Raw genomic sequence first — 19,974 nt, 5'->3', positions numbered from 1 at the left:
ATTACAGTTGCTTTTATTGCGGGCTTCTGAATCCATGGGCAACCATGATTCGAATGTCGTGGGCGCGGGCCGCGTCGGTTGAGGAGACGCTTGCGTTGTGGGCGGCGTCGCTTCGAGAGATCAAGCAACGGATACGTCCGTTGTTCACGCAAGAGCGTGTTGCGACGAATGCAGGCCTGTTCCTGGAAGGTCTGCTCGGAGATGAGCAGCGCAAGACCGGTTGGATGCGCGCGGAGGCGGCTGGCGATCCCGGCCCATGGCGGCAGCAGGCGATTCTGGGTCGTGGAGACTGGGACGCTGATGCCCTGCGCGATATCGTGCACGACTATGTCATCGAGCATTTGGCGGATGACGATGCGGTGCTGGTGATCGACGAGACCGGTTTTCTCAAACAGGGCAAAGCGTCATGCGGAGTGGCGCGGCAATACACTGGTTCGGCAGGGAAGATCACGAACTGCCAGATCGGCGTCTTCGCTGCCTATGTTTCGCGTCATGGCCATGCGTTCATCGATCGCGCGTTGTATCTTCCGAAGGAATGGACCGACGATCCAGATCGTCTGGAAGCCACATATGTGCCTGCCGATGTCGGCTTTGCGACCAAACCAAAGCTGGCGACGAGAATGATCGCGCGCGCGATAGCCGCGTCTATACCATTCAAGTGGATTGCCGGTGATACCGTCTACGGTGTTGGCAACATCGAACAGCAACTACGTCGGGCAGGCAAAGGCTACGTGCTTGGGGTCAGCAGCGCTCATGTGTTTCGATCCTGGGGCAAGCGACCGCCGGTCGCTGGTACGGCTGCAGACCTCGCCCGGACGCGGCGCTCATCCGACTGGAAGCGCCTGTCGGCGGGAGCCGGAACCAAGGGGCCGCGGCTGCACGATTGGTGTTATCTCGAATTGGCCGATCTCGAGGCCGAGCAGTCCAACAGTGCAAATGACGGTTTGTGGACACGCGGTCTACTGATCCGTCGTCGCATCGCCGATGATGACCTCGCCTTCTTCACCACCTGGTGCCCAGCGGGAACAGCCATTGAAACGCTGGTCGCGGTCGAAGGCCATCGATGGGCGATCGAGGACAGCTTTGAAACCGCGAAAAACGAGTTCGGGCTTGATCACAACGAAAGCAGGTCCTGGCATGGCTGGCACCGTCATGTGTCCCTGGTGATGCTCGCCTTCGCCATGATGGCCGCGATCCGACATCGCGCTAATCCGCCACCGCCCAAAAAAACGAAACGGCGCCCCCCGGCAAAAGCCAAAGCATAACCACCCCACCACTGATCCGTTGGTCAATCCAGGAAATACGCCGCATTGCCATCAGACTTGCTCGAAAGCGGATTCAACCCGCACACATCATCGCATGGTCTTTCTGGCGCAGAGCTCACCAGGCTGCCGCTCAACGCGCCCACTTCAAATCAAAAAAGCAACTGTAATGCTAGCCACGTGCACAATCTCAACGACCACGCCTCGTGGAAACGACTGTGTAATATGCCAAACGTCGTATCATCATCCCTCGCGATGGAAACGGTGGCGCTGTCAGGCACGATGTGGAGGTCTCTCCAAACGAAGAGCCTGAACTTCGATACCCTCGGTGTCACGATCTGGCGGCTTTTTCCCTTCAGGGCACTAAACAAGTCGGGACGGCTCCGCCACAATCGCCACCAATGTTTGTTCAGTTCGGGATTGGCCTTTCCTGCCCGGTAAGGCTTTACTCGCTTCTCTACTAATTCAAAGGGCGCTTGGTAGAGCGCGGCCTGTTCCTCAGTCATGCCGTCTGGAAAGAAAATAATCCAATAGTCCTGCGGTCGTCTGGTGATGTCCTGTCCGTTCGTCCAAGGTCGAATAACGTCGGCATTTGTCCGCCCGTTCGGATTTATAGGCTCCTGTAGGAGAGCTCTCGCCTCCTCGCCTCTGATTTCAAAAGGCCCGTAACTTATCGTGCCTTGAAAGGCGACGGCACCGTTCTCTCCCAATTTTGCTGTCTTCGTTACATCCGTAGCCGCAGAGGAGAGGTCGGCATTAATCTTACCCACTACCTCCCCGTCCAAACTCTTGACTGACGTCACCCCAGATTTTGTGAAGCATAGCAGCGAAACGCGAACGGCCGCTCCATCAACGACCCATGCCTCATCAGACCAAGCGTTGAATATCTCTAGTTCTTTGTCGATGTGGTCAACTACAACGCGGTTCAAACCACCCCTAATCGAGTTCGTGGCAACCAAGCCCGCCCGCACCAGTCGGCCGTTCGCGATTTGCGCTCGTGCTTTCTCGATCCAATAGCAAACCAAATCTGCGCCGCCAGGCACCCTGTTCTTGTAAGCGTTACGCAAGGCCGTAGCATATTTTAGCCCCAGAACCGGAACGAGCTTTCGATCTCCAAGAAAAGGAGGGTTGCCGATCACTGCGTCCGCTGTGGGCCAGACGGCCTCTGCGTCCTCTTCGTTCAAGACTGCATCGCGACATTCGATATTATCGAGAGGCTTCAGGATCGGTCGGTCCGACACGCCGAAACCATTCCTTCGCATCCACTGGATTTCGCCAATCCACACAGATACCCGCGCCAACTCGGCGGCGTACGGATTGATCTCAATCCCTTTGACCGAGGATGGGCCGACCTGCGAGAATTCACGGTGCAATCCTAGGGCTTCAGCTTCGATGCTGATGCGATGCTCAATATCCTTCAACGCCAAAAGCGCAAGATAGAGAAAATTACCGGAGCCGCACGCTGGATCCAGCACGCTAAATGCACGAAGCTTGTTCAAGAAAGACCGATAAGTTGCCTCAGCCTGATCGTGCGCCTTGGTCCGTGCGCTCGCCGATTTCGCCGAATGGGACTTCTCAACGAATGCGGCTATCGAACTCTTCGTGGTCTCCCATTCCACAAGCCACGGCTGGACTACGACCGGATCGACGATCATCATAATTTTTTCGCGGTCAGTGTAGTGCGCGCCCAACTGCGACCGCTTGTCCGGGTCAAGACCGCGCTCAAACAGAGTGCCGAGAATGGATGGATCGATTTCCGCCCAATCTAAATTCGCCGCGACCAGCGCTAAGCCAATGTCATCCTTATCCAGCGCCAGCGCCGTGTCGTCATTAAAAAGGCCGCCATTGAACCATGCGACCTGCTCAAAGCCGACCCGGCCCCCGGCCTGCATTGCCTTAAAAAGGTCGCTTGCGAGCGCCTGAAATTCCTCGGGCCGTGAGGCTGCGTGCTCCAGCATCCTCTTAAACATTTTATTTGGCAGTAGATCGACGTCCTCCGCGAACATGCAGAAGACCAGCCGATTGATGAAATGCGCGACCGTTTCGGCGGCATGACCGCGATCTCGCAAACGTTGTGCGAGTTTAGCAAATTCGGCGGCTGCCTCTTCGGTGAGGGTCTGGCGGGTCTTGCCCGGCCTCAATTGCTCAGGATCAGAGAACACCGACTTGAGCTTTTGCCGAACGTTGGGGTCACGCAGATCGTCGAGGCCGAATTCGTGAACCGCCGAGACGCTGTTGGTCCAGTTGGTATGGATTTCGAACCGATCCATATCGCAGACGACTAGTGGTTCATCACAGTGATTATGACTCTTTGGCGGTGGCTGGATAGGCGCGGCCGAGTTTGGTGCGGGCTTTTTCTGTTGTGAACATCCATTTGATGCGGGCTCGGGTTTTATTCCGCCTCTTTTGCCATGCTGCGATCTCGTTTCGGAGCCTTTTGGGATCGTCGATGCGGCGGCCGAGACACTGACGCTGTAGCACGCTGATCTCGCACTCGACCATATTGAGCCAACTGGCGTGCTTCGGGGTGAAGTGGAATTCGAGGCGGCGCAGGATGCGCCGGGCCTCGGCGGGCGCGAAGGCCTCATACAGCGCCCCAGGCTTGTGGATCGACAAATTGTCCTGCACGACACGGATGCAGGCGGCGTCGGGATAATGGACGTCGACGAGATCACGCATGCAGTGGGCGTAGTCCACGGCGGCGCGGCGGTCGGTGACCTTGACGTTGCGCCAGCCCCGATGTGGATCGAAGGTGACGAAGAGATTGGCGGTGCCGTTGCGGCGATACTCGTAATCGTAGCGCTCGCGCTGTCCCGGTTGGGCCGGGACCGGCTGGCGCACCTCGCCGATCAGCTGGATGGGGTCTCGTCGAAGCAGACCAGCGGCCGGGCGGGATTCTGCGTCTCGGCGTAGAGGTCGAGCACGTCCTCCATGCGGGCAACGTATTCGCCGTCGACATGGGGAATGCACCACATGTCCCTGCGCCACGGCTTGAGGTCGTTCTCGGCCAGCCGGCGACGCACGGTCTCGCCCGACAGGCTGTTGTGATCGGTGAGCTTGACCATCGTGTCGGCCAGCAGCGTCAGCGTCCAGCGTTTGCAGCCAGCGGGCGGCTTGGCGCATGCGGTCGCCACCAGCAGGGCTTCCTCCTTGCCGGTCAGCTTGCGCTCAGCGCCCGGACGCGGCTCCTCGCTCAGGGCCCGCTCCATATTGCCTTCCACGAAGCGGCGCCTGGTCCGGCCGACGGTGGAGAGGCTGACACTCACGGTCCGGGCAATCTCCTCGTCGCGGCAGCCTCCATCGGCCGCCAGCAAAATCTGCGCCCGCTTAAGCTTGCGGGCGGCGTGCTTGCCGCCGCCGAGCATCGCCGTCAGTTCGTCGCGCTCGGCTTGGCTCAATTCGACCCGATAACGTACATTCATGCTTTGCCTCCTTGTCGGAGGCCGGGACGAATCCAACGATGAGTCAAAAATCAGGCGCGCGCTTCACCGAGAAGCAGGGTTATTACCTGGCCTTCATCCATACCTACGCCCATATGTTCGGACGTCCCCCCGCCGAAGCCGACATCCAGCGCCACTTCCGCGTCAGCCCGCCTTCGGTCCATCAGATGATCGTCACCCTCGAACGAAACGGCTTCATCCGACGTCAACCCGGCGTCCCCAGAAGCATCGAAATCCTCGTGCCACCGGAAAGCTTGCCGATCCTCGAATGGCTCGGTATCAAAACGTCAAAATCACTGTGATGAACCACTAGTAGCGGTGGGTTTTCAAGCGCTAGGGCATATTGTTGCAGTTGCGCAAAGGCCGCCTTGAGGTCCTTCCGCTTGCCCTTGTACTCCCAGCCGAAATGATCGCGCTTCCAGACGTCGGCCCAACCCTCGCCGCCCGTCGTTTTGGTTGCGCCGCGCTCGAAGGCATACCACTCGCCTTTCGGATCGACGTCCGTCGGCGCTGGCTCGTCCAGCATTCGGCAAAGATCGATGAAATGGGATTGGGCCGCGGCCCGCTCTTTCAGTTCGGCGGTCTTCCACTTTCGGATGAATTCATCAGGCGTCAATTGGCTGGCCCCCCGGGCGAACCCGACAGCACATATCGTATTGGTTGCATCAACACGGACAGGGCCACCTAGGTCAACCCCTCCAAACGGTTCCCCCACAGCGGAGCTGCATAGAGCCGGTCAAATGTTCAAGGCGGCCATGGCTTTTGGGCTCCGGTATCGTCCCAGTCAATTCGGATGATCTTTAGCGGCTTGCCCACCTGACCTCCGCGTCTCCACGCGGCGTCGGCGTCATCGTAGGTTTTGTGAACCACGGCGCTCGGATGACGTTCTTCAAACAGCGGACCGTTGCCCTCAAAAATTATTATGTATCCCTCTGCCATGCTTATATTCCTTGTTTCGTGGGATCACGCCGCTGCCTTATCTTCTTTGTCGGCACCGCGCGCGACGATTGTCAGAACGGTATCCGGCAATGGCCTTTGCAGCGCCTTCACCTCATCCCACGGCGCTCGCATCCATACATCGCGCTCCTCATCGGTGGTCAGGATCACGGGCATGGCCTTGGGGTGGATCGGCGCGACGACTGCATTCGGTGTAGTCGTCAGGAAGCCATAGACGAGGTGCGGCCCCGGGATCGGCTTCGACTTAGTGCCCCGGTCACCCTTGAACTCAGTCCAGATGCCCGCGAACGCCACAAGCGGCCGGTCATCGTTGAGCGCGAACCAGACAACGTCTTTCTTCTTCGTTTCTGGGTTCGGCTCCGGCGCGTATTCGGCAAAGCTGTTGAACGGCACCAGACAGCGGTTCTCGGGCTTCAGCCAGCCGCGCCAGTGCGGCGATGACGTGTTGCGGATGTTGGTGACAGGTGGACCGCCAACGCGCGGCGGCGGCGGCATGCCCCAGCGCATCAACACCATCTCCGTCCCGGCATCCGTGTTGCAGATCACGGGCGCGGGATAGTCGGGGAAGACGCCGGGCATTGGCTGTAGGTTGCCGACGTAGCGATTGACCACGCGGAAGAGCGCGAGGATGGCGGCTTGGTTGGTGGTGATCGAATAGAGATTGCACATTATTGAGAACGGTTCTCGGCCCGACGTGCCCTGTTGATTTTACTACCTCGAATAAACCATTCCCGATCCAGCTCTCGCACGGACACGCGCGGCCTGACCTCAAGTTCATCTCGGAACCTTCTCAGCAGCATGGGATAATAGTTTGCGATACTGACCACCTGACCGCTTTCATCGACATCATGACCAATATCCGCGCCCCTCAGAACTTGACGGTCTACGATTGGTAACGTTTGAGGAAAGTAGGCTGCCAGAAGTGCGGACGCGTACGATGGACCAAAGCCAGCAATCTTGGAATTTGCGCGCGCGCTCAACGCCAAAAACTCACCTGCCTCGGCTCCCAGGCTATCGATGGCTTGGATTTGCCGGAGATCACGACCGGCGATCAGCTTAGCCAACCGCGAGAGCTGACAACTATACCGCAATAATTTATCGCCAAGGCTATGCAGGGGCTCGACAACCGAATTGTTGCCGCCCTTGAAATTGCTGACAAGGGCCAATTCCACTGAATTGATTTGATAGCGTTCTTCGGCGGGCTTCAGACTTATGAATTGAAGAAGATACTCGAATGCAAAATTTAGTTTGTCCCAACGTTCCATTTACGTTTCCGCTCCTCATCAAACAGCTACCTCTCGCCCGGCCACCAGTGCGACGGCGGATCGCTCGCCGAAATCTTCGTCGGCCGCAACGCAACCAGATGGCTCCGCTTGTACGGATAACCGCGCACCTCCGAACAATCCTTGCACCGCATGTAGCGCTCCAGCTCGTGGATCGGCGTCGTCTTCGGTCGCCGCACGATATCGAGAGCGACCGTCTGACGGGTGTCGCAGCCAAGGCATTTTACTTCGAGATACATGTAGCTCGCGTTGAGAGCGTCTCCGAGCGTTGGCGATGGCTGGGCCGGTCCTTGGAAGGCGAGCATACGCTTGTTCCAGGCTTCACAGGCAAGCCGGTCGGCTACCTTGCGCGCCTCCGCCGCCCGCTCGGCCGATGCCCGGACTGAGCCGCCGTAGACCCTCTCTCGCGACTTGCTACCCATTCGCATATGAAAGCGCGGCAGAGGGCGATACGCAAATTGTCAATCTGTTGGGGCTGGTACGGCGCCAGGATACCCGCAATCGTGGGTGTGGATAAGGCCGCACCAATGCAAGTCTTCATCCGGCTTCGCGCAGGCCCACCCGTAAATTTCCCAAGTGTCGGCTAGTAGGCTCGCTAGTTAACTGGAGCGGGTTGAGCGCCGCACCATGAAAACACCGAAGCCAAAGCAATGGGCCGAGCAGGAAGTCCGACGCTTGGTCAGGCTCGCCCGGCAGGGCGTTGGCGTATCGAAGATTGCCGCTGAGCTGGGCCGCCATGCCGGGTCGGTGAGGCGAATGGCGCGAACGATGGGAATACTGTTGAGGAAGTAGCCCGCACATCCCTGCCAGCGGATCAGCCCGACTGCTAAGAGGCGCGCACGCGACATTTCATCTTTGGTGCGGCGCGAAAGGATTTGCCGTTTCGCGTTGTCCGCAATCTTACGGGCATTGCGCAGTCGCGATCTTTGGCATCTACTTCAGATTGTTTTTATGGCTATCAAATTTTCAGACGAAGGTGCCATGAGCGTCAAAGCCATGATGGCGACCATTCTCCAAGACCAGATGACGTTGCGTGGCGTGAATTCTCTATCGCCCTCCGACTATGAGCAGATCGTTGAGCTTCTGATTGAACAGCTCAGAGAGCTTGAGCTTAGTTTGGCGGCGCGAGAGGTGACCGACAAGCGCGAGAGATAGCAGTCGAGAAAGCAAAAGCATGACGCGGAAAATCTATGTGCCGACGGTTGGAGCCGAGAGCTGGCAAGCGCTTCTGGCCGACCCGATAAAGCATTGGCGGAGAGGCTATTCTGCTCGAACACTCGCGCATTGCTGGGAAGCCGTAGACGGGCTGCCGCCTGAAATCGGGGCGCTATTCGGAGCGGACACCGAGTTGCTTGTAGCGATGCCGGAGCACAAAGTAGCATTGCGCGATGCCGGACGCGAAAGCCAGACGGACGTTTTTGCCTTGGTGAAGTCAAAGAACCGCACCATCGCCGTTGCCGTAGAAGGCAAAGTCAATGAGCCGTTTGGCGAGACCTTGCACGACTGGTACGCTGACCCATCACCCGGAAAGCGGCAGCGGCTCGCATTCTTATGCGATCTTATCGGGGTTCGGTGTCCGCCCCCTGATCATGTCCACTATCAACTATTTCACCGTACTGCCTCAGCTATCCTAGAAGCTGATCGGTTCAAGGCCGACGATGCTGCGATGATTGTTCACTCTTTCTCGCCCTCGAACAGGTGGTTCGATGCTTATGCGGCCTTTCTCAGCCTTTTCGGACTGACCGCAAAGGCTGGGCAGATGGTCGGGAAGACGCTGCCCGACGGCAGAACTCTGCATCTTGGATGGGCGATAGGCGATCCGCGATTTTTGTCAATGTAAACACTCAACGCAGTTTGCAAACTGAGTGAGCATACGTATGACCGAGAGAGTGCGTACACGTGCAGCAAACGTCGCAGCGAGGTTGCGCAGCTAGGCGGCGCGGAAGACGTTGCGACCCGTCGAGCAAATGCATTGAAGCTCAAGAGCGGCTACCATGATAGATGTTGAAACAACTCGGGCGAGCTATCGCCCAGACCGAATTACCACCCTGTTCGTCGGTGAGAGCGCACCTGCCAGCGGCGATTTCTTCTACTATGGCAACAACGCCATGCTGCGGCACATGCAACGCGCCACAGAGGCGGTGCTTGGTGGCGGTGACGACTTTCTTGAGCGTTTCAAAAGTTACGGCTGGTTCCTCGACGATCTCGTGCTAACGCCGGTAGACAAGTTAGCGCCATCTGAGCGCAGAGCGAAATGTCTCGCCGCCACGGACAGCCTGAGAGATCGAATTGCTGCCTATCGCCCCCTTGCAATTGTCTCTGTGCTTGTCAGCATCAAGAGCATTGTTGAAGCGGCTGCAAAAGCGGCGGGGAGCAACGTCCCGGTATTTGGCGTTCCATTCCCAGGCATGGGCCAGCAAGCGCGCTTCCACCGCAAGATGATCGAAATTGTCCCTCAGCTTCCCCGAGAGCCAATTGAAGTTCTAAGTCAACGCGAGCCCTAATCTCGACGGTGGAGCGAGGTCGCGAACAAACAAGTTGGCAGGCACCAGCCTGTTGCACGCAAGCAACTCTTCTCCTGTTCCATGACTTGCACCGTGGTTTCGGCTTCACACGATAAGCCTGACCTGCGTAGATAATCTGCGCGCAAAAGTGGCTGGTATTATTATGATCGGCGGGGAAGAAGCCGCGCGCATTTATCCGGCGCCTATAGAAAGACCGTCTGTAGATGGTCTTTCTATAACGCGCGGCCGTTCGTATTAGTCACGCAGGAGAATATTTCGGGCTTTCCCGCGATCTCATATTTAATGGGGCCGACTATGTTGGATGACGAATTCAAAAGGCAACGTGCGAAAGTATTACGTGAACTCGCAGAGCAAGCTGACCCATTCATCAAAAAGCGGCTCTTAAATCTGGCGCAGCGCTACGAACCCAGGCGGCAGCCCACAAAGCAGAAAGGCCCCGACGATGTTTCAAGTCGGAGCCTTTCAAGATCGTCAGGCACGGGTACCTCCGCCGGGCCTTCCGATCTTTGATATCGCCGATTACACCATCCGATCTGGTGCAGACTGTGACAAGGCTGCTTCATCGGGGTGATCACATGCGGCGCGAAAGCGCTCGGCCGCCAGCTCGCCCTTGCGCCACTCGGCGCGCCGTCGGCGCTCGGCCGCCAACTGTAGACCCGCGACCGTCGTTGCGATCACGTCGTCGATCTCCGCGCCTGTCAAGGTACGGCGAATTTTCAGCACGATGCTCAGGGCCATGATGATTGGGCCGTGCGGGTGCAACAGGTCCCGGGCTTGTTGCTCGCAGAATGCCAGAAAGCGCTCGACGGCCTCCGCCGACTTGCAGACCAATGTCGCGAGCGCAACTGCCTGCTCAACGTCACTAACGGACGGCACGGGCTCGCCCGGCAGAAGCATACGCTCTGCGACAGACGCCGCAGCCAGTTCGATACAGCGGTCGAGCACGTGCAAGTACGCATCCGCCGCATCCCCCCGAGCCTCGCCATCCTGAGGCATGAGGTCCCGCAATTGGCCGCACAGCTCCGGCACATCAGCAGCGTCGTCATCGCTGCCGAAGGCAACGCTGTGACGCGGCCCCCACACGAGACCGCCGTACTTCCCGTTCTGGTCGGGATTAACTGTCGCTCCGCCGAGCGGCTTGCCGAGCAAGCGCGCTGCCACGGCGTGACCGGCTTCATGAATTGCAATCCGTTCGTCCTCGTCTTCGGCGCGGCCGATCTCGGCGAGCAGATCGTCGTATTCGTCGTCAAAGCTCATGTTGTCATCATTCATGCTGAAACTCCTGCGGCCAGCTCACCGGACGCGATGAGCTGGCCGCCTTCCACCGACGCCACAGGCGCCGCGCTAGGGAAGATCGCGGCGCCGCCTCCGGGCGAGCGGGAGCTGCTACCCATTTTTGAGCTTTGAAAGTCCACCGTACATGCGTTGGCGAGCGAGCATCCGTGCACGAACATCGGCGACCGAATGGCCGCGCAGACTTGGCATGGCGCGTGCGATCAGCTTCGCGACGGCCGCCGGGACGCGGCCATTGTCATCCGGATCGATGACCCAGCCATCAACTCTGTGCGTGATCTGGTGGGCCTGCCAGCCCGGCGGTGCTGCTTTCATGAGCGGGGAACGTTAATCAGGATGGTGCGAGGTTCCGCAGTGGGGAGCGGCGTGAAGCTGGCTTCGCGCACCACCGGATTGATGTGCGGAAGGCTCTTGGGCTCCTCGACCGCGTCGAGATCGATGACATCAGGCGCGCGCGGGTTGAAGTCACCGCCGCGCGAACCACGAAGCTGGGCACGACGCGGATCGGTGACCGGGACCGCCACACCCAGGCGCAGCGCACGCTGCGCAGCCGTCACCGGCATGGTGGCATCTTCCCACTGACCCGCAAAGCGTGAGCGGCCGTCATGGTCACGGTACTTCGCGGACTTCATCATGAAGACCGTCTGAACCGGCGGCGACGGCTCCGGCACCGGGACGGAAGCGGAGACCGGCTTGGCCGGGATAGGCGCAACGCCGTCGTGGATCGCGTCCACCATACCGCGCAGCTCAACAAGCGCGAAACCGGCAGCGACTTCGACCTGGCTCGCGGTGTTGCCGATAAAACGCGCCATTGCGCCGCTCTCATGGTGGAAGTGAAGTTTCTCCAACGCGTCGGCAAAGCGTTTGCCAGCCGCCAGATAATCCGGCAGTGCCCGCTCAACCGCATCGAGATTACGCGCCAGTGTTTCGCTCGCCGCCTTGCGTTCGACGGCGGAGCGCTCGGCCGCGAGCTTCTGTTCGGCGTCGGCAACCTTCGTCTGCACCTCGGCAAGCGCATCGGCGTAGCCGTCGCGGGTCATCGCGCAGGCGGCGACGGTGGCCTCCAACTTCGTGCGAGCTTTGTCGTCCGTATTGAGATCGGCTTCGAGGTGGTGGCGTTGGAGCTTTGACTTAGCGTCAATGAACTCCGCGTCAGCAGCCGCGTGGCGGCTGTTCAAGGTCTCGGCGCGCGTGCGCAGCGAGGCCAGTTCGGCTTCGAGTTTTTCCATGGGTGATTTTCGTCGGAAGAATGGTGTCATGCCTCCGAGCCTACGGAGAGCAACGCGATTTGCGAATGATGGACCTGTGGCGTGCGCCACATGGCTGGGCATTCAAGGGCAATTGTTGTGGTGATGCCCAATGATTGCCGGATCGTTGGGCGGGCGCACTTGCAAATAGCCTCAGATCAGATGTCCGCTTGCCCCTGATAAGCGGCGGAATAGCGGACGTTCTCCAGTGGCTGCTTGGGGCCATTTTCGGACATCACGCGGTGAAGGCTCTATGCCGAGGGCACGCGCGGTTCAACGCTTCTGGTACGGGTGGAAGATATAGTCCTTCGCCTTCACGGTCACATGGCAAGCGTGTCCGCAGTCTGAGGGGCTGGGATCGGCCGTGAACTTGTCGGATGCGGCCTCGTAGTTGAATAGCGCGTATCCCCATCCGCCGCTTTTCGGAAATCTCTTGCTGTCCTTCTCGATGACGAAAGCCTGCGTGAAGACGTCTGGCACATCCACAACGAAGGGAGCCTCCGTGCTCTTCTTCGGCTTCCACTGGAGCTTCGCGATCTTGGAGCCATCCGGGAAAGGTTGCCCGTTGTTCGGAACACCAGCCTTGTACGCCTCGATCATGGTCGGATTGGCGACGATCACCTTGAGCACTTCATCGGTCCGGGCGGAAGAGACCACCGCCCAGTCCTCGTATCCCTTGAAATCGGAGAACGCGATTCCATCCGGCGATTTCAGCGAGTACTTGTCCTCCGCGCAAACGGCCGTACCGCTCAGGACGGCGAGTACTGCCGTGATCGATAGCTTGCTTTTGCGTTTCATGGCTGTCCTTATTTCGTTTGAGGATAGTCGCGTTCTCAGTGCTCGCGAAAGCCGCATCACTCCTTGAATAGATCGACGCTCATGCGAATTGTCGGCTCGGACGAGAGGTTCTCGGTCCATTGATCAAATTCGGTGCTTTCGGTGATCACCTCGCGGGCGCGTGAAACGATAAATTGCTTTGAGGAAGTCCGTTAGAGATAACATGAAAACGGCTGGCCGTGGGACCCTGATGTCGCAGATGGGTCAAAAGCAGCGGCGGACCCGAGTTGGATCGGCGTCCGGTTTGCCCCTGACAGCCGACACAACACGCTCTCAATCGACCTTCGGCTAAGGGCCAGAAGCGGAACGCCGCTGGCAATTTACCGAAGGTTAGTGCTCGTTGATGCACAACCGTTGGATGTTGCGCCTTCGAACGAGATGTCCGCGCTTGAAAACGCTCCTCAAAATTGCCCTCGTGGCGGTCTGCGCTGCAATTTTCACCGTAGTGCTCCTAATCGTCGTCTTAGCTGGCGTCTTTGGGATGCAATGGAGCAGGACGCTGCAAATACTGAGTTCTGCGACGGGGCTTTATCTTTTGCCAACCATTATCTTCTTCGAATTCTATTTCCTTACGAACGACCTGTTGGCCTACCTTTGCAAGAAATTCGAGCTGGACTTCGGCCTACACTTCTCTGAGTTCCATTTTAAGTTCGACCTCGACAACTTTGACACACTCATTCCGCTTAGGACGAAGCTCATTCAGCTGTATCCCCTCACCATTCTGCTGACACTGCTTGCGTTCGTTGTCGCGCTGATCACGCACCAATAGGGTCTCGGAGGCGGCTTTGTACACGAATTATTCCGATATCCGTAGCCGCATATGCGAAGAGCCTTCATGGTTCGATGAGTCCGCAGTCCCTCGCTATGGACCTTTCAAGCCAGACGCGGTCGCAAATTTTTATGCCCGTGAGGCCGCTCTGGTTCTCGCTGCATGTCAATGCTGTGGTCATCATTTTCGCTTGGCGATTTCACAGCCCTTCTTCAAGGAAGATCCGGACGTGGCAACTGCCATCTGTCACCGGGGTCTGCACTACGGCGATCCCCCTAACGTCGGTTGTTGTGAGGCGGGGCCATCGACGACAGTCGTAGAACTCGAAGTCTTGGAGTACTGGTGGCGCAGATTGGGCTATGACTGGAACCGAGAGGCTTCATTCGAGGTCGGCGTTGTTTCCGAAGTAATGAGCGACGACTACCGGTACGAGGCGTACTACGATGTGGATCGCAACCCCGAATTTCCGTTGTCATTTGGCTCTATACCGAAGGAGCCAAACGGCGCTCAATTTGAGGAGCTTGTGGCGGAATTGTTGACACGATATCCCGCGGCGCCGCGCGAAGCAGTCGAAGCTGCCCTGCGTTCCGTCTGGACTGAGCGTATGTTTTCAAGACGGTGTTTTCAACTTGCTGAAGACGCGCTTGCTGGATTTCAATGGCCTGCTGCTAGGCCGGACCGGGACGGCGCTTGAAGTCTGCTTCGGGTCACCAGCGGTAATGCTCCGAGTGATGAGAAGTTTTCCGCTTGGCTTTCAGAAGCCGACATTGCGTCTATGAGAACAGGCACTAGCCCGCCGTGGGCTCCACCACCTTAAGAGGCTTCTGTGGCCGCGCCCACCCTTCGTATTTTTGCGCCCGCTCCTCAGCGCGGTTGCGCACATCCGGACCACGACGACGGTCAATCTTGCCCTGCTCAAGATCGTCGAGCAGTTCAAATTTCCCGACTAACCAACGGCCCGCGAACTTAATGCCAAGCGGGCGGCTCGTTTCGGCGGTCAGTTCACAGTGCTTGCGGAGCTTTTCGTCTGAGCACTCAGCTACGTAGGCGGCTTGATCCAGGGTCAACAGTTCACCGCTAAGGATGCGACTGATCACGCTGCGGCTGTCGCCGTCCAAGTGGCGGACGTGATTGGCGAGCCGACCAGCGGCGTCCGCAATGCGCTCAAGCTCGGCGGCGAGCGCCGTCCGGTCATCAGTTTTGGTCGTTGGCAATATTGCTTCCTTTGTGCTGTTGTGGGCGTAATAAAATTGCTGAGACTAGGCAGGGGTCGGGCGGGAGCGCGACCCGCATTGGTCGGGGCGCCGGGAAGGACCCGAGCCGAGCGCAATGCTCTATGGGTCACCGCTATCGAGTAAAGGGGCATCCGGCCCCGCCTGCGACTGCTCTTTGGGTATCGCGGCGAGGATCGCCTGGAACGTCTCCATGCAAGCCCGCAGCCTGTTCTCGAAACTTGCGCGGTCCTCACCGGCAATCGCGGCGTATTCCCAGAACACTGCGGGCCTGAGGAGCCTGCATTTCTCGTTCTCATCCAACGCCCAGTCCTCGCAATTGGACCAGTCGGCGACCTCCTCAATCTTCAACAGCAACTCGCGCGCGGATTTGAGCGCCGGACGTTCTTTGAAGATGCGGCGCAACTCCCTCTGAGATCGACGCGCTTTCACTTCCATAGTCATTCTCCCTTGTGCTTAGACGCGACCGCGCGGTCCGCCCATCGGCGCGCAGACCAATATTCTTTGCATCCACCCCACCTTGGTCTCACACTCCTCCGCCTCTCTAAAGAGAGGCGGATGTGAGTGAGATTGTGAGACCAGATAAGGCAATCTCACATCTCCTCCGACGTGAGACGATGTGAGGGGCTGTGAGATTGTGAGATCGCCGACGGCCGTTCCCGGACTAGTTGGCGGGCCACACGAAGTCCTCCCAAATTCCGATCTTGTGGAGTTGCTGAAGTTTCAGCTGGATGCGTTGAAACTGCTGATATGGATTGCCCTCAGGATTGATGATGCCCCTCGCGGCCAGCCGATTGCGCCAGGTCGCTAATGTGACACCTTTGACGCCAGCTGGGACGTGCACGTTGTTCGGGGGAGAGGCGGTCTCATCATCGGCGATGCAGTTGAATAGCTCGCTCAGGGCCATCTGCTGCTTGACCGACAGCTTGACTTCCCCAGTATCCGGGCTTGACACGTCCTGCCGGGCGATGATCGCCACGGTCTCAACCTCGCCATCATCATCGACATTGAACCGCCCCGGGTTTGCCGGAGGCTCCAACTCCTGAGAGGATGGAGCCATGACGAGCAAGACAACGAACAAGTTTTCAGCCGAGGTCCGGACCCGAGCGGTTCGGATGGTTCTGGATCACGCCGGCGAGCACCCGTCGCGCTGGGCGGCAGTGACGTCGATCGCGGCCAAGATCGGCTGCACGCCGCAGACGCTGCATGACTGGGTCAAGAAGGCCGAGGTCGATAGCGGGCAGCGGGCCGGCGTTCCAACCGAGATGGCCGAGAAGCTGAAGGCGCTCGAACGGGAGAACCGCGAGCTTCGGCAGGCCAACGAGATCCTGCGCAAGGCAAGCGCCTATTTTGCGATGGCGGAGCTCGACCGCCGGTCCAAGCCATGATCGCCTTCATCGACGATCATCGTGGGGCGCATGGGGTCGAGCCGATCTGCAAGGTGTTGCCGATCGCCCCCTCGACCTACCACGCCCATGTGGCCAAGCGGCGCGATCCGGCCAAGTTGTCGGTACGCGCCAAGCAGGATGCCAGGCTGAAGATCGAGGTTCGGCGTGTGTTCGAGGAGAACTTCTCCGTCTATGGCGCGCGCAAGGTGTGGCGTCAGCTCAAGCGCGAAGGCTTCGATGTTGCCCGTTGCACAGTCTCGCGATTGATGCGGGACATGGGTTTGCAAGGGGTGATCCGCGGCAAATCCGTCAAGACTACGATCAGCGACAAGGCTGCGCCATGCCCGCTGGATCACGTCAACCGCCAGTTCAAGGCGACAAGGCCGAACGTTCTCTGGCTCTCCGACTTCACCTATGTCGCGACCTGGACCGGCTTTGTCTACGTCGCCTTTGTGATCGACGCCTATGCCCGCAGGATCGTGGGCTGGCGAGCCTCGCGCACGGCGCATGCAGGCTTCGTGCTCGATGCTCTGGAGCAGGCACTGCACGATCGACGGCCGGTCCATCGCGGCGGCCTCGTGCACCATAGCGACAGGGGTAGCCAATACGTCTCGATCAAATATACCGAGCGCCTGGCTGAAGCAGGCGTGGAGCCCTCCGTCGGCAGCGTTGGAGATTCCTATGACAATGCTCTCGCCGAAACCATCAACGGTCTCTACAAGGCCGAGGTGATACATCGGCGTGGGCCATGGCGCAGCTTCGAGGCCGTCGAGTTCGCTACCCTGGAATGGGTCGATTGGTTCAACAACCGAAGGCTCCTTGAGCCCATCGGCAACATACCGCCGGCCGAAGCAGAGCAACGCTACTACGCCATGCTGGAACAACCCGCCATGGCGGCATAACTTAAACCAAATGGCCTCCGGCAAACCCGGGGCGGTTCAACATGGCCGGTATCGGCTGCTTCAAGCAGGAACTGGGCAAGCACCCGTTCAGGTTGGTCATTGGCGTCGGTTACCTTGGCAGTCTTGGTCCCCGTATCGCCTGTGATCTGGATCATCAAATCGACATCACCAAGATGGGCGTTGCTGCCGCGTGCGCCCTTGCTCGGGTCTTTGCCAGTATGGCCGACACACGCGATGTGGATGTCGATTAGCTCTTGCACCCGGCGCAGGTTGGCGGCCACGCGGTTTTGGTCCTTCGCTGAGTTCTCTTCGCCCCCACCCGCAGCAACACCTTTCGAGTAAGTGTCGATCACAACAAGGCCGACACCGCAGCCCATGTGCTGCTCGGCTTCCTGCACGGTAGCCACGATGGTCTTGACGCATTCAGGGGACAGAAGATCGATGATCCTGCGAGCGACAGCAATCGGCAGCCCCTTGTAACCGTCACGGAGCGCGTATGCGTCGAGGCGCCGCTGATAGAGGTCGCCACGCTCGAGCGCGAGGATCACCACGCCGCAGGGGCCGCTGGCGGCATGGCCGCGCCAATCCTTACCGGCGGCGCAGTGGACGGCGATCTCAGTCATCAATGCCGATTTGCCGCGCTTCGGTGGGGCGATCAGGGCCGAGGTGTCGCCCCTGTTGAGGAAGCCTTTCAGGATTGGGCGCTTCTTGGCGTTCGCGGGAAATGCTCCGAAGTAGCTCAGGGGCAACGCTCCGCTGGTGCGTTTGCGTCCGGTGTTCTCGCGTGCACCTCCATCAGAGTCACCTTGGTTCCGCTCGGCTTTGTCAGCCTGATCACCGGCCTCACCAGTCTCGGCGCTGCTCGGGTCGGTATCGGCTTCGGCTCCCTCTTCGGCGCGCGCTTCTCGCGGCCTGACCCAACCGTTATCGGCCGCCATTTTGAAGATCGTTCCCGCGCCAATTTCGGTAGGCGGCGATCTGAACAGCTTTGTCCACTTTTCCCGCGTGGTTTTGGCGTCGTACTTGCTGGACTTGCGTGACCACTCGTCGAATGCTTCGAACGCAATGGAAGAGCCTTTGGTGGCGCGCCAGGCCGCCATGCCGACGCGGTTCCAGTCGTCCCAGTCGAGATCAGCGTTCGGGATGTGCTGCAAAGCGGAAGCAATCAGCTCAGGGGCCGCCTCAAGCGCTCGATCAGCAAAGGGGTCGCTGAGCGCTGACGACGACGTGCAACTGTGGGCTTGCCCCTCAAACGTATATCCCCTGCCGTTCGAGGCGCCGTCGCTCAGCCCGATAAGCCGGAGCAATTCATCAGCACCATAGGTCCGCGCATCCCTGATCTTGCGGAATGTCGTCGTCTGGACAACATACCCTCGCTCCGACTTCTTTGCGGTCGGATAGTTTACCGAGCCTGCAAGCCGCATGAGATGGCATGGATCGCTGACCTTGTCGGTCCCTAGCAAGCGCTGGAGCGCCTCATTGATCTGCTTCTGCTGTGCGGCATTTCGGATGTCGGCGGTCCTGAAATACAACTGCGCCCGCGTCCACGGAATGGTGCCGGTGGTAACGACGAAGGCGGGTTTGATGTCGCGCTCCTGGAGCTTCGCTTCGACGCGCTCGGCGTCTCTTTCGCGATCAAAATCAATCCAGGCGAAGGCCGACGCTAGATATTTGTCACTCTTAACCCGCCTCATCGGCGGATCTCTATCAAACCGAAGCAAAGATGGAATGATATAGACGTTGTACCCGAGACCACTCCTTTTTGCGGCGAATTTGGCGAGATCGTTTAACTCAGTAGCCAAGCAAACTTGTGCGTCATCCACATTGCCGCTGTTAGGATGGCTATAGGCGTACTGGATGTAAGCGCCGGGGTGCGAGTGAACGAACGCCGGATCAAAAAGCGCATAAAGGTGCTCATTGATATCATTCAGGTTCGGCGTAGGGGTTTCTGTTTGAGCGTTCATCGTTTCAAACCATTACTTCGCGGACTGGCACACTGTGGGGCACGCTGCTCGTGACTGGCTCCCCATGCTCCCGCTCGATCTCAGTCGATCTCATGCCGGACCCCCGCAAAGGTCTCTACGGCACCGTCAATGAAACCGGCGATGTATTCATTCGAAGTGTCGTTATCGTCGCCAAAGCAAATCTCATGGACCTCGCTGGGATCGATCTGTTCGTTTGGATCGATTGCTGCGCGGAGAGTTTCAAACGGCTGCGAACGAAGGCAGGTCTCATCTGCCAGTCGTTGGAGCCATTGGTAATCAGCATATTTTTCGGCCCATAATCGTCCCGCCTGCTCACCGCGCGTTGTGTCCGCTGCCTCAGCTCTGCTTTTTGATGCGCGCAGCCGATCAATCAAAGCTGCGCAACTCCGACCACTCTTCTGGGCCTGATCGTTATCTCTTTCATCCTCTGCCATAGCGTCTTCTTGCTCCTGCTTGTGGGCACAGCTCTCCATTCGCCGAAAACAGCGAGTGGCTGGCGGCGGCGGATAACCTAGTGCGACTAGTGCGTTCTCGGTGTGGGCTGGTAGCAAGAAATCCAAAACAAGGTCGGCGATCAAGCCCCCTCGCTTCAACCCGCTGCAATCAAAGGAAGAGTCATTGAAATGTTGGTCAGAGCATAATGTCGGGATACCTACAGTTTGCGACCATAGCGGCCGAATGCGTTCGGCAAATCAACGGCCACGGCTGACTATCGTTTGGAAGCGGCAAACATGTAGGCTGACAAAAGCGCAGAAAAAAATCTGTAGCTTGGCTCGGCAAACGTAATTTATTTGAAGCCGTGGGCGCGCGGCACAGCGTAGACGGACGCGTTGAGCGCGGGCATATCAACCGGT

At 58.7% G+C, this 19,974-nt stretch carries 23 protein-coding genes and 1 other annotated feature; of the genes, 8 read left to right on the top strand and 15 right to left on the bottom strand.

Going from position 1 to position 19,974, the window contains the following annotated elements; translation table 11 throughout:
- The first annotated feature begins 44 nt into the window (after positions 1–44).
- The gene (locus tag EI171_RS21625) at positions 45–1,265 is read left to right on the top strand and encodes an IS701 family transposase (RefSeq protein ID WP_097669484.1); all 1,221 of its coding nucleotides are present in this window, start codon (positions 45–47) and stop codon (positions 1,263–1,265) included.
- 149 nt (positions 1,266–1,414) lie between these two features.
- On the opposite strand, the gene EI171_RS21620 is transcribed toward EI171_RS21625, so the two are convergent.
- Complete coding sequence (locus tag EI171_RS21620; protein ID WP_161534635.1) at positions 1,415–3,532, bottom strand: class I SAM-dependent DNA methyltransferase; 2,118 nt, start codon at positions 3,530–3,532, stop codon at positions 1,415–1,417.
- 31 nt (positions 3,533–3,563) lie between these two features.
- A protein-coding gene (locus tag EI171_RS21615) for an IS630 family transposase (protein ID WP_246740596.1) occupies positions 3,564–4,684 on the bottom strand; the annotation gives its coding sequence in 2 pieces (ribosomal slippage) (positions 3,564–4,126 and positions 4,126–4,684; 1,122 coding nt in all).
- 38 nt (positions 4,685–4,722) lie between these two features.
- Between EI171_RS21615 and EI171_RS21610 the strand changes: the two genes are divergently transcribed.
- Positions 4,723–5,004: a LexA family transcriptional regulator gene (locus EI171_RS21610; protein ID WP_126262178.1), complete on the top strand. Its 282-nt coding sequence runs from the start codon at positions 4,723–4,725 to the stop codon at positions 5,002–5,004.
- Here the strand turns inward: EI171_RS21610 and EI171_RS21605 are convergent.
- From EI171_RS21605 to EI171_RS21590, 4 genes are all read right to left on the bottom strand, one after another.
- A complete protein-coding gene (locus EI171_RS21605) occupies positions 4,908–5,318 on the bottom strand; it encodes a hypothetical protein (protein WP_202633249.1) in 411 nt (136 codons plus the stop codon). The two genes, EI171_RS21610 and EI171_RS21605, sit on opposite strands and share 97 nt — an antisense overlap.
- Before the next feature lie 347 nt (positions 5,319–5,665).
- Positions 5,666–6,328 carry an SOS response-associated peptidase gene (locus EI171_RS21600; protein WP_161534634.1) on the bottom strand — a complete coding sequence of 221 codons (663 nt, stop codon included), beginning with the start codon at positions 6,326–6,328 and terminating at the stop codon, positions 5,666–5,668.
- Positions 6,328–6,924 (bottom strand): hypothetical protein, encoded by a 597-nt coding sequence (locus tag EI171_RS21595; protein WP_161534633.1) that lies wholly within the window; start codon positions 6,922–6,924, stop codon positions 6,328–6,330. The genes EI171_RS21600 and EI171_RS21595 overlap by 1 nt, the downstream gene beginning before the upstream one ends.
- A 26-nt stretch (positions 6,925–6,950) precedes the next feature.
- On the bottom strand, positions 6,951–7,364 hold the full coding sequence (locus EI171_RS21590; protein WP_161534632.1) for a hypothetical protein: 414 nt from the start codon (positions 7,362–7,364) through the stop codon (positions 6,951–6,953).
- Between the two features lie 559 nt (positions 7,365–7,923).
- Here EI171_RS21590 and EI171_RS44830 point away from each other — a divergent pair.
- The 3 genes from EI171_RS44830 to EI171_RS21580 all read left to right on the top strand — a co-directional run bounded on the left by EI171_RS44830 (position 7,924) and on the right by EI171_RS21580 (position 9,446).
- Complete coding sequence (locus EI171_RS44830; protein WP_210253968.1) at positions 7,924–8,097, top strand: hypothetical protein; 174 nt, start codon at positions 7,924–7,926, stop codon at positions 8,095–8,097.
- A 19-nt stretch (positions 8,098–8,116) separates the two neighbouring features.
- Entirely contained in the window at positions 8,117–8,782 is a 666-nt protein-coding gene (locus EI171_RS21585) for a hypothetical protein (protein WP_161534631.1), read from the top strand.
- Between the two features lie 154 nt (positions 8,783–8,936).
- Positions 8,937–9,446 (top strand): hypothetical protein, encoded by a 510-nt coding sequence (locus EI171_RS21580; protein ID WP_161534630.1) that lies wholly within the window; start codon positions 8,937–8,939, stop codon positions 9,444–9,446.
- 540 nt (positions 9,447–9,986) lie between these two features.
- On the opposite strand, the gene EI171_RS21575 is transcribed toward EI171_RS21580, so the two are convergent.
- From EI171_RS21575 to EI171_RS21560, 4 genes are all read right to left on the bottom strand, one after another.
- Positions 9,987–10,739, bottom strand: a complete 753-nt coding sequence (locus tag EI171_RS21575) for a hypothetical protein (RefSeq protein WP_161534629.1) — start codon at positions 10,737–10,739, stop codon at positions 9,987–9,989.
- Positions 10,740–10,853: 114 nt separating this feature from the next.
- Positions 10,854–11,075, bottom strand: coding sequence for a hypothetical protein (locus EI171_RS21570; protein ID WP_161534628.1), 222 nt, complete (start codon positions 11,073–11,075; stop codon positions 10,854–10,856).
- Positions 11,072–11,989 carry a hypothetical protein gene (locus EI171_RS21565; RefSeq protein WP_161534627.1) on the bottom strand — a complete coding sequence of 306 codons (918 nt, stop codon included), beginning with the start codon at positions 11,987–11,989 and terminating at the stop codon, positions 11,072–11,074. The genes EI171_RS21570 and EI171_RS21565 overlap by 4 nt, the downstream gene beginning before the upstream one ends.
- A gap of 291 nt (positions 11,990–12,280) precedes the next feature.
- On the bottom strand, positions 12,281–12,805 hold the full coding sequence (locus EI171_RS21560) for a cytochrome P460 family protein (RefSeq protein WP_161534626.1): 525 nt from the start codon (positions 12,803–12,805) through the stop codon (positions 12,281–12,283).
- A 427-nt stretch (positions 12,806–13,232) separates the two neighbouring features.
- Here EI171_RS21560 and EI171_RS21555 point away from each other — a divergent pair, with 427 nt between their 5' ends.
- A complete protein-coding gene (locus tag EI171_RS21555; RefSeq protein WP_161534625.1) occupies positions 13,233–13,613 on the top strand; it encodes a hypothetical protein in 381 nt (126 codons plus the stop codon).
- Positions 13,614–13,629: 16 nt separating this feature from the next.
- Positions 13,630–14,307 (top strand): hypothetical protein, encoded by a 678-nt coding sequence (locus EI171_RS21550; RefSeq protein ID WP_161534624.1) that lies wholly within the window; start codon positions 13,630–13,632, stop codon positions 14,305–14,307.
- Positions 14,308–14,401: 94 nt separating this feature from the next.
- On the opposite strand, the gene EI171_RS21545 is transcribed toward EI171_RS21550, so the two are convergent.
- From EI171_RS21545 to EI171_RS21535, 3 genes are all read right to left on the bottom strand, one after another.
- Entirely contained in the window at positions 14,402–14,827 is a 426-nt protein-coding gene (locus tag EI171_RS21545) for a hypothetical protein (protein WP_161534623.1), read from the bottom strand.
- Between the two features lie 120 nt (positions 14,828–14,947).
- Positions 14,948–15,283, bottom strand: coding sequence for a hypothetical protein (locus EI171_RS21540; RefSeq protein ID WP_161534622.1), 336 nt, complete (start codon positions 15,281–15,283; stop codon positions 14,948–14,950).
- A 226-nt stretch (positions 15,284–15,509) separates the two neighbouring features.
- Positions 15,510–15,824, bottom strand: coding sequence for a hypothetical protein (locus tag EI171_RS21535; RefSeq protein ID WP_161534621.1), 315 nt, complete (start codon positions 15,822–15,824; stop codon positions 15,510–15,512).
- Between the two features lie 79 nt (positions 15,825–15,903).
- Between EI171_RS21535 and EI171_RS21530 the strand changes: the two genes are divergently transcribed.
- A protein-coding gene (locus tag EI171_RS21530) for an IS3 family transposase (RefSeq protein WP_246740238.1) occupies positions 15,904–17,135 on the top strand; the annotation gives its coding sequence in 2 pieces (ribosomal slippage) (positions 15,904–16,195 and positions 16,195–17,135; 1,233 coding nt in all).
- Positions 16,188–16,304: a sequence feature (AL1L pseudoknot), on the top strand. Its footprint overlaps the gene before it by 117 nt.
- Here EI171_RS21530 and EI171_RS21525 read toward each other — a convergent pair.
- Both EI171_RS21525 and EI171_RS21520 read right to left on the bottom strand, forming a co-directional pair.
- Complete coding sequence (locus EI171_RS21525; protein WP_161534620.1) at positions 17,099–19,099, bottom strand: AAA family ATPase; 2,001 nt, start codon at positions 19,097–19,099, stop codon at positions 17,099–17,101. The two genes, EI171_RS21530 and EI171_RS21525, sit on opposite strands and share 37 nt — an antisense overlap.
- A gap of 80 nt (positions 19,100–19,179) precedes the next feature.
- The gene (locus EI171_RS21520; RefSeq protein WP_161534619.1) at positions 19,180–19,554 is read right to left on the bottom strand and encodes a hypothetical protein; all 375 of its coding nucleotides are present in this window, start codon (positions 19,552–19,554) and stop codon (positions 19,180–19,182) included.
- Positions 19,555–19,974: the final 420 nt, after the last annotated feature.

This window comes from Bradyrhizobium sp. LCT2, from assembly GCF_009931255.1.
Classification (GTDB): Bacteria; Pseudomonadota; Alphaproteobacteria; order Rhizobiales; family Xanthobacteraceae; genus Bradyrhizobium; species Bradyrhizobium diazoefficiens.
The sequence above is the reverse complement of the archived record's forward strand: the minus strand, read 5'-3'. Positions and strand labels throughout refer to the sequence as shown.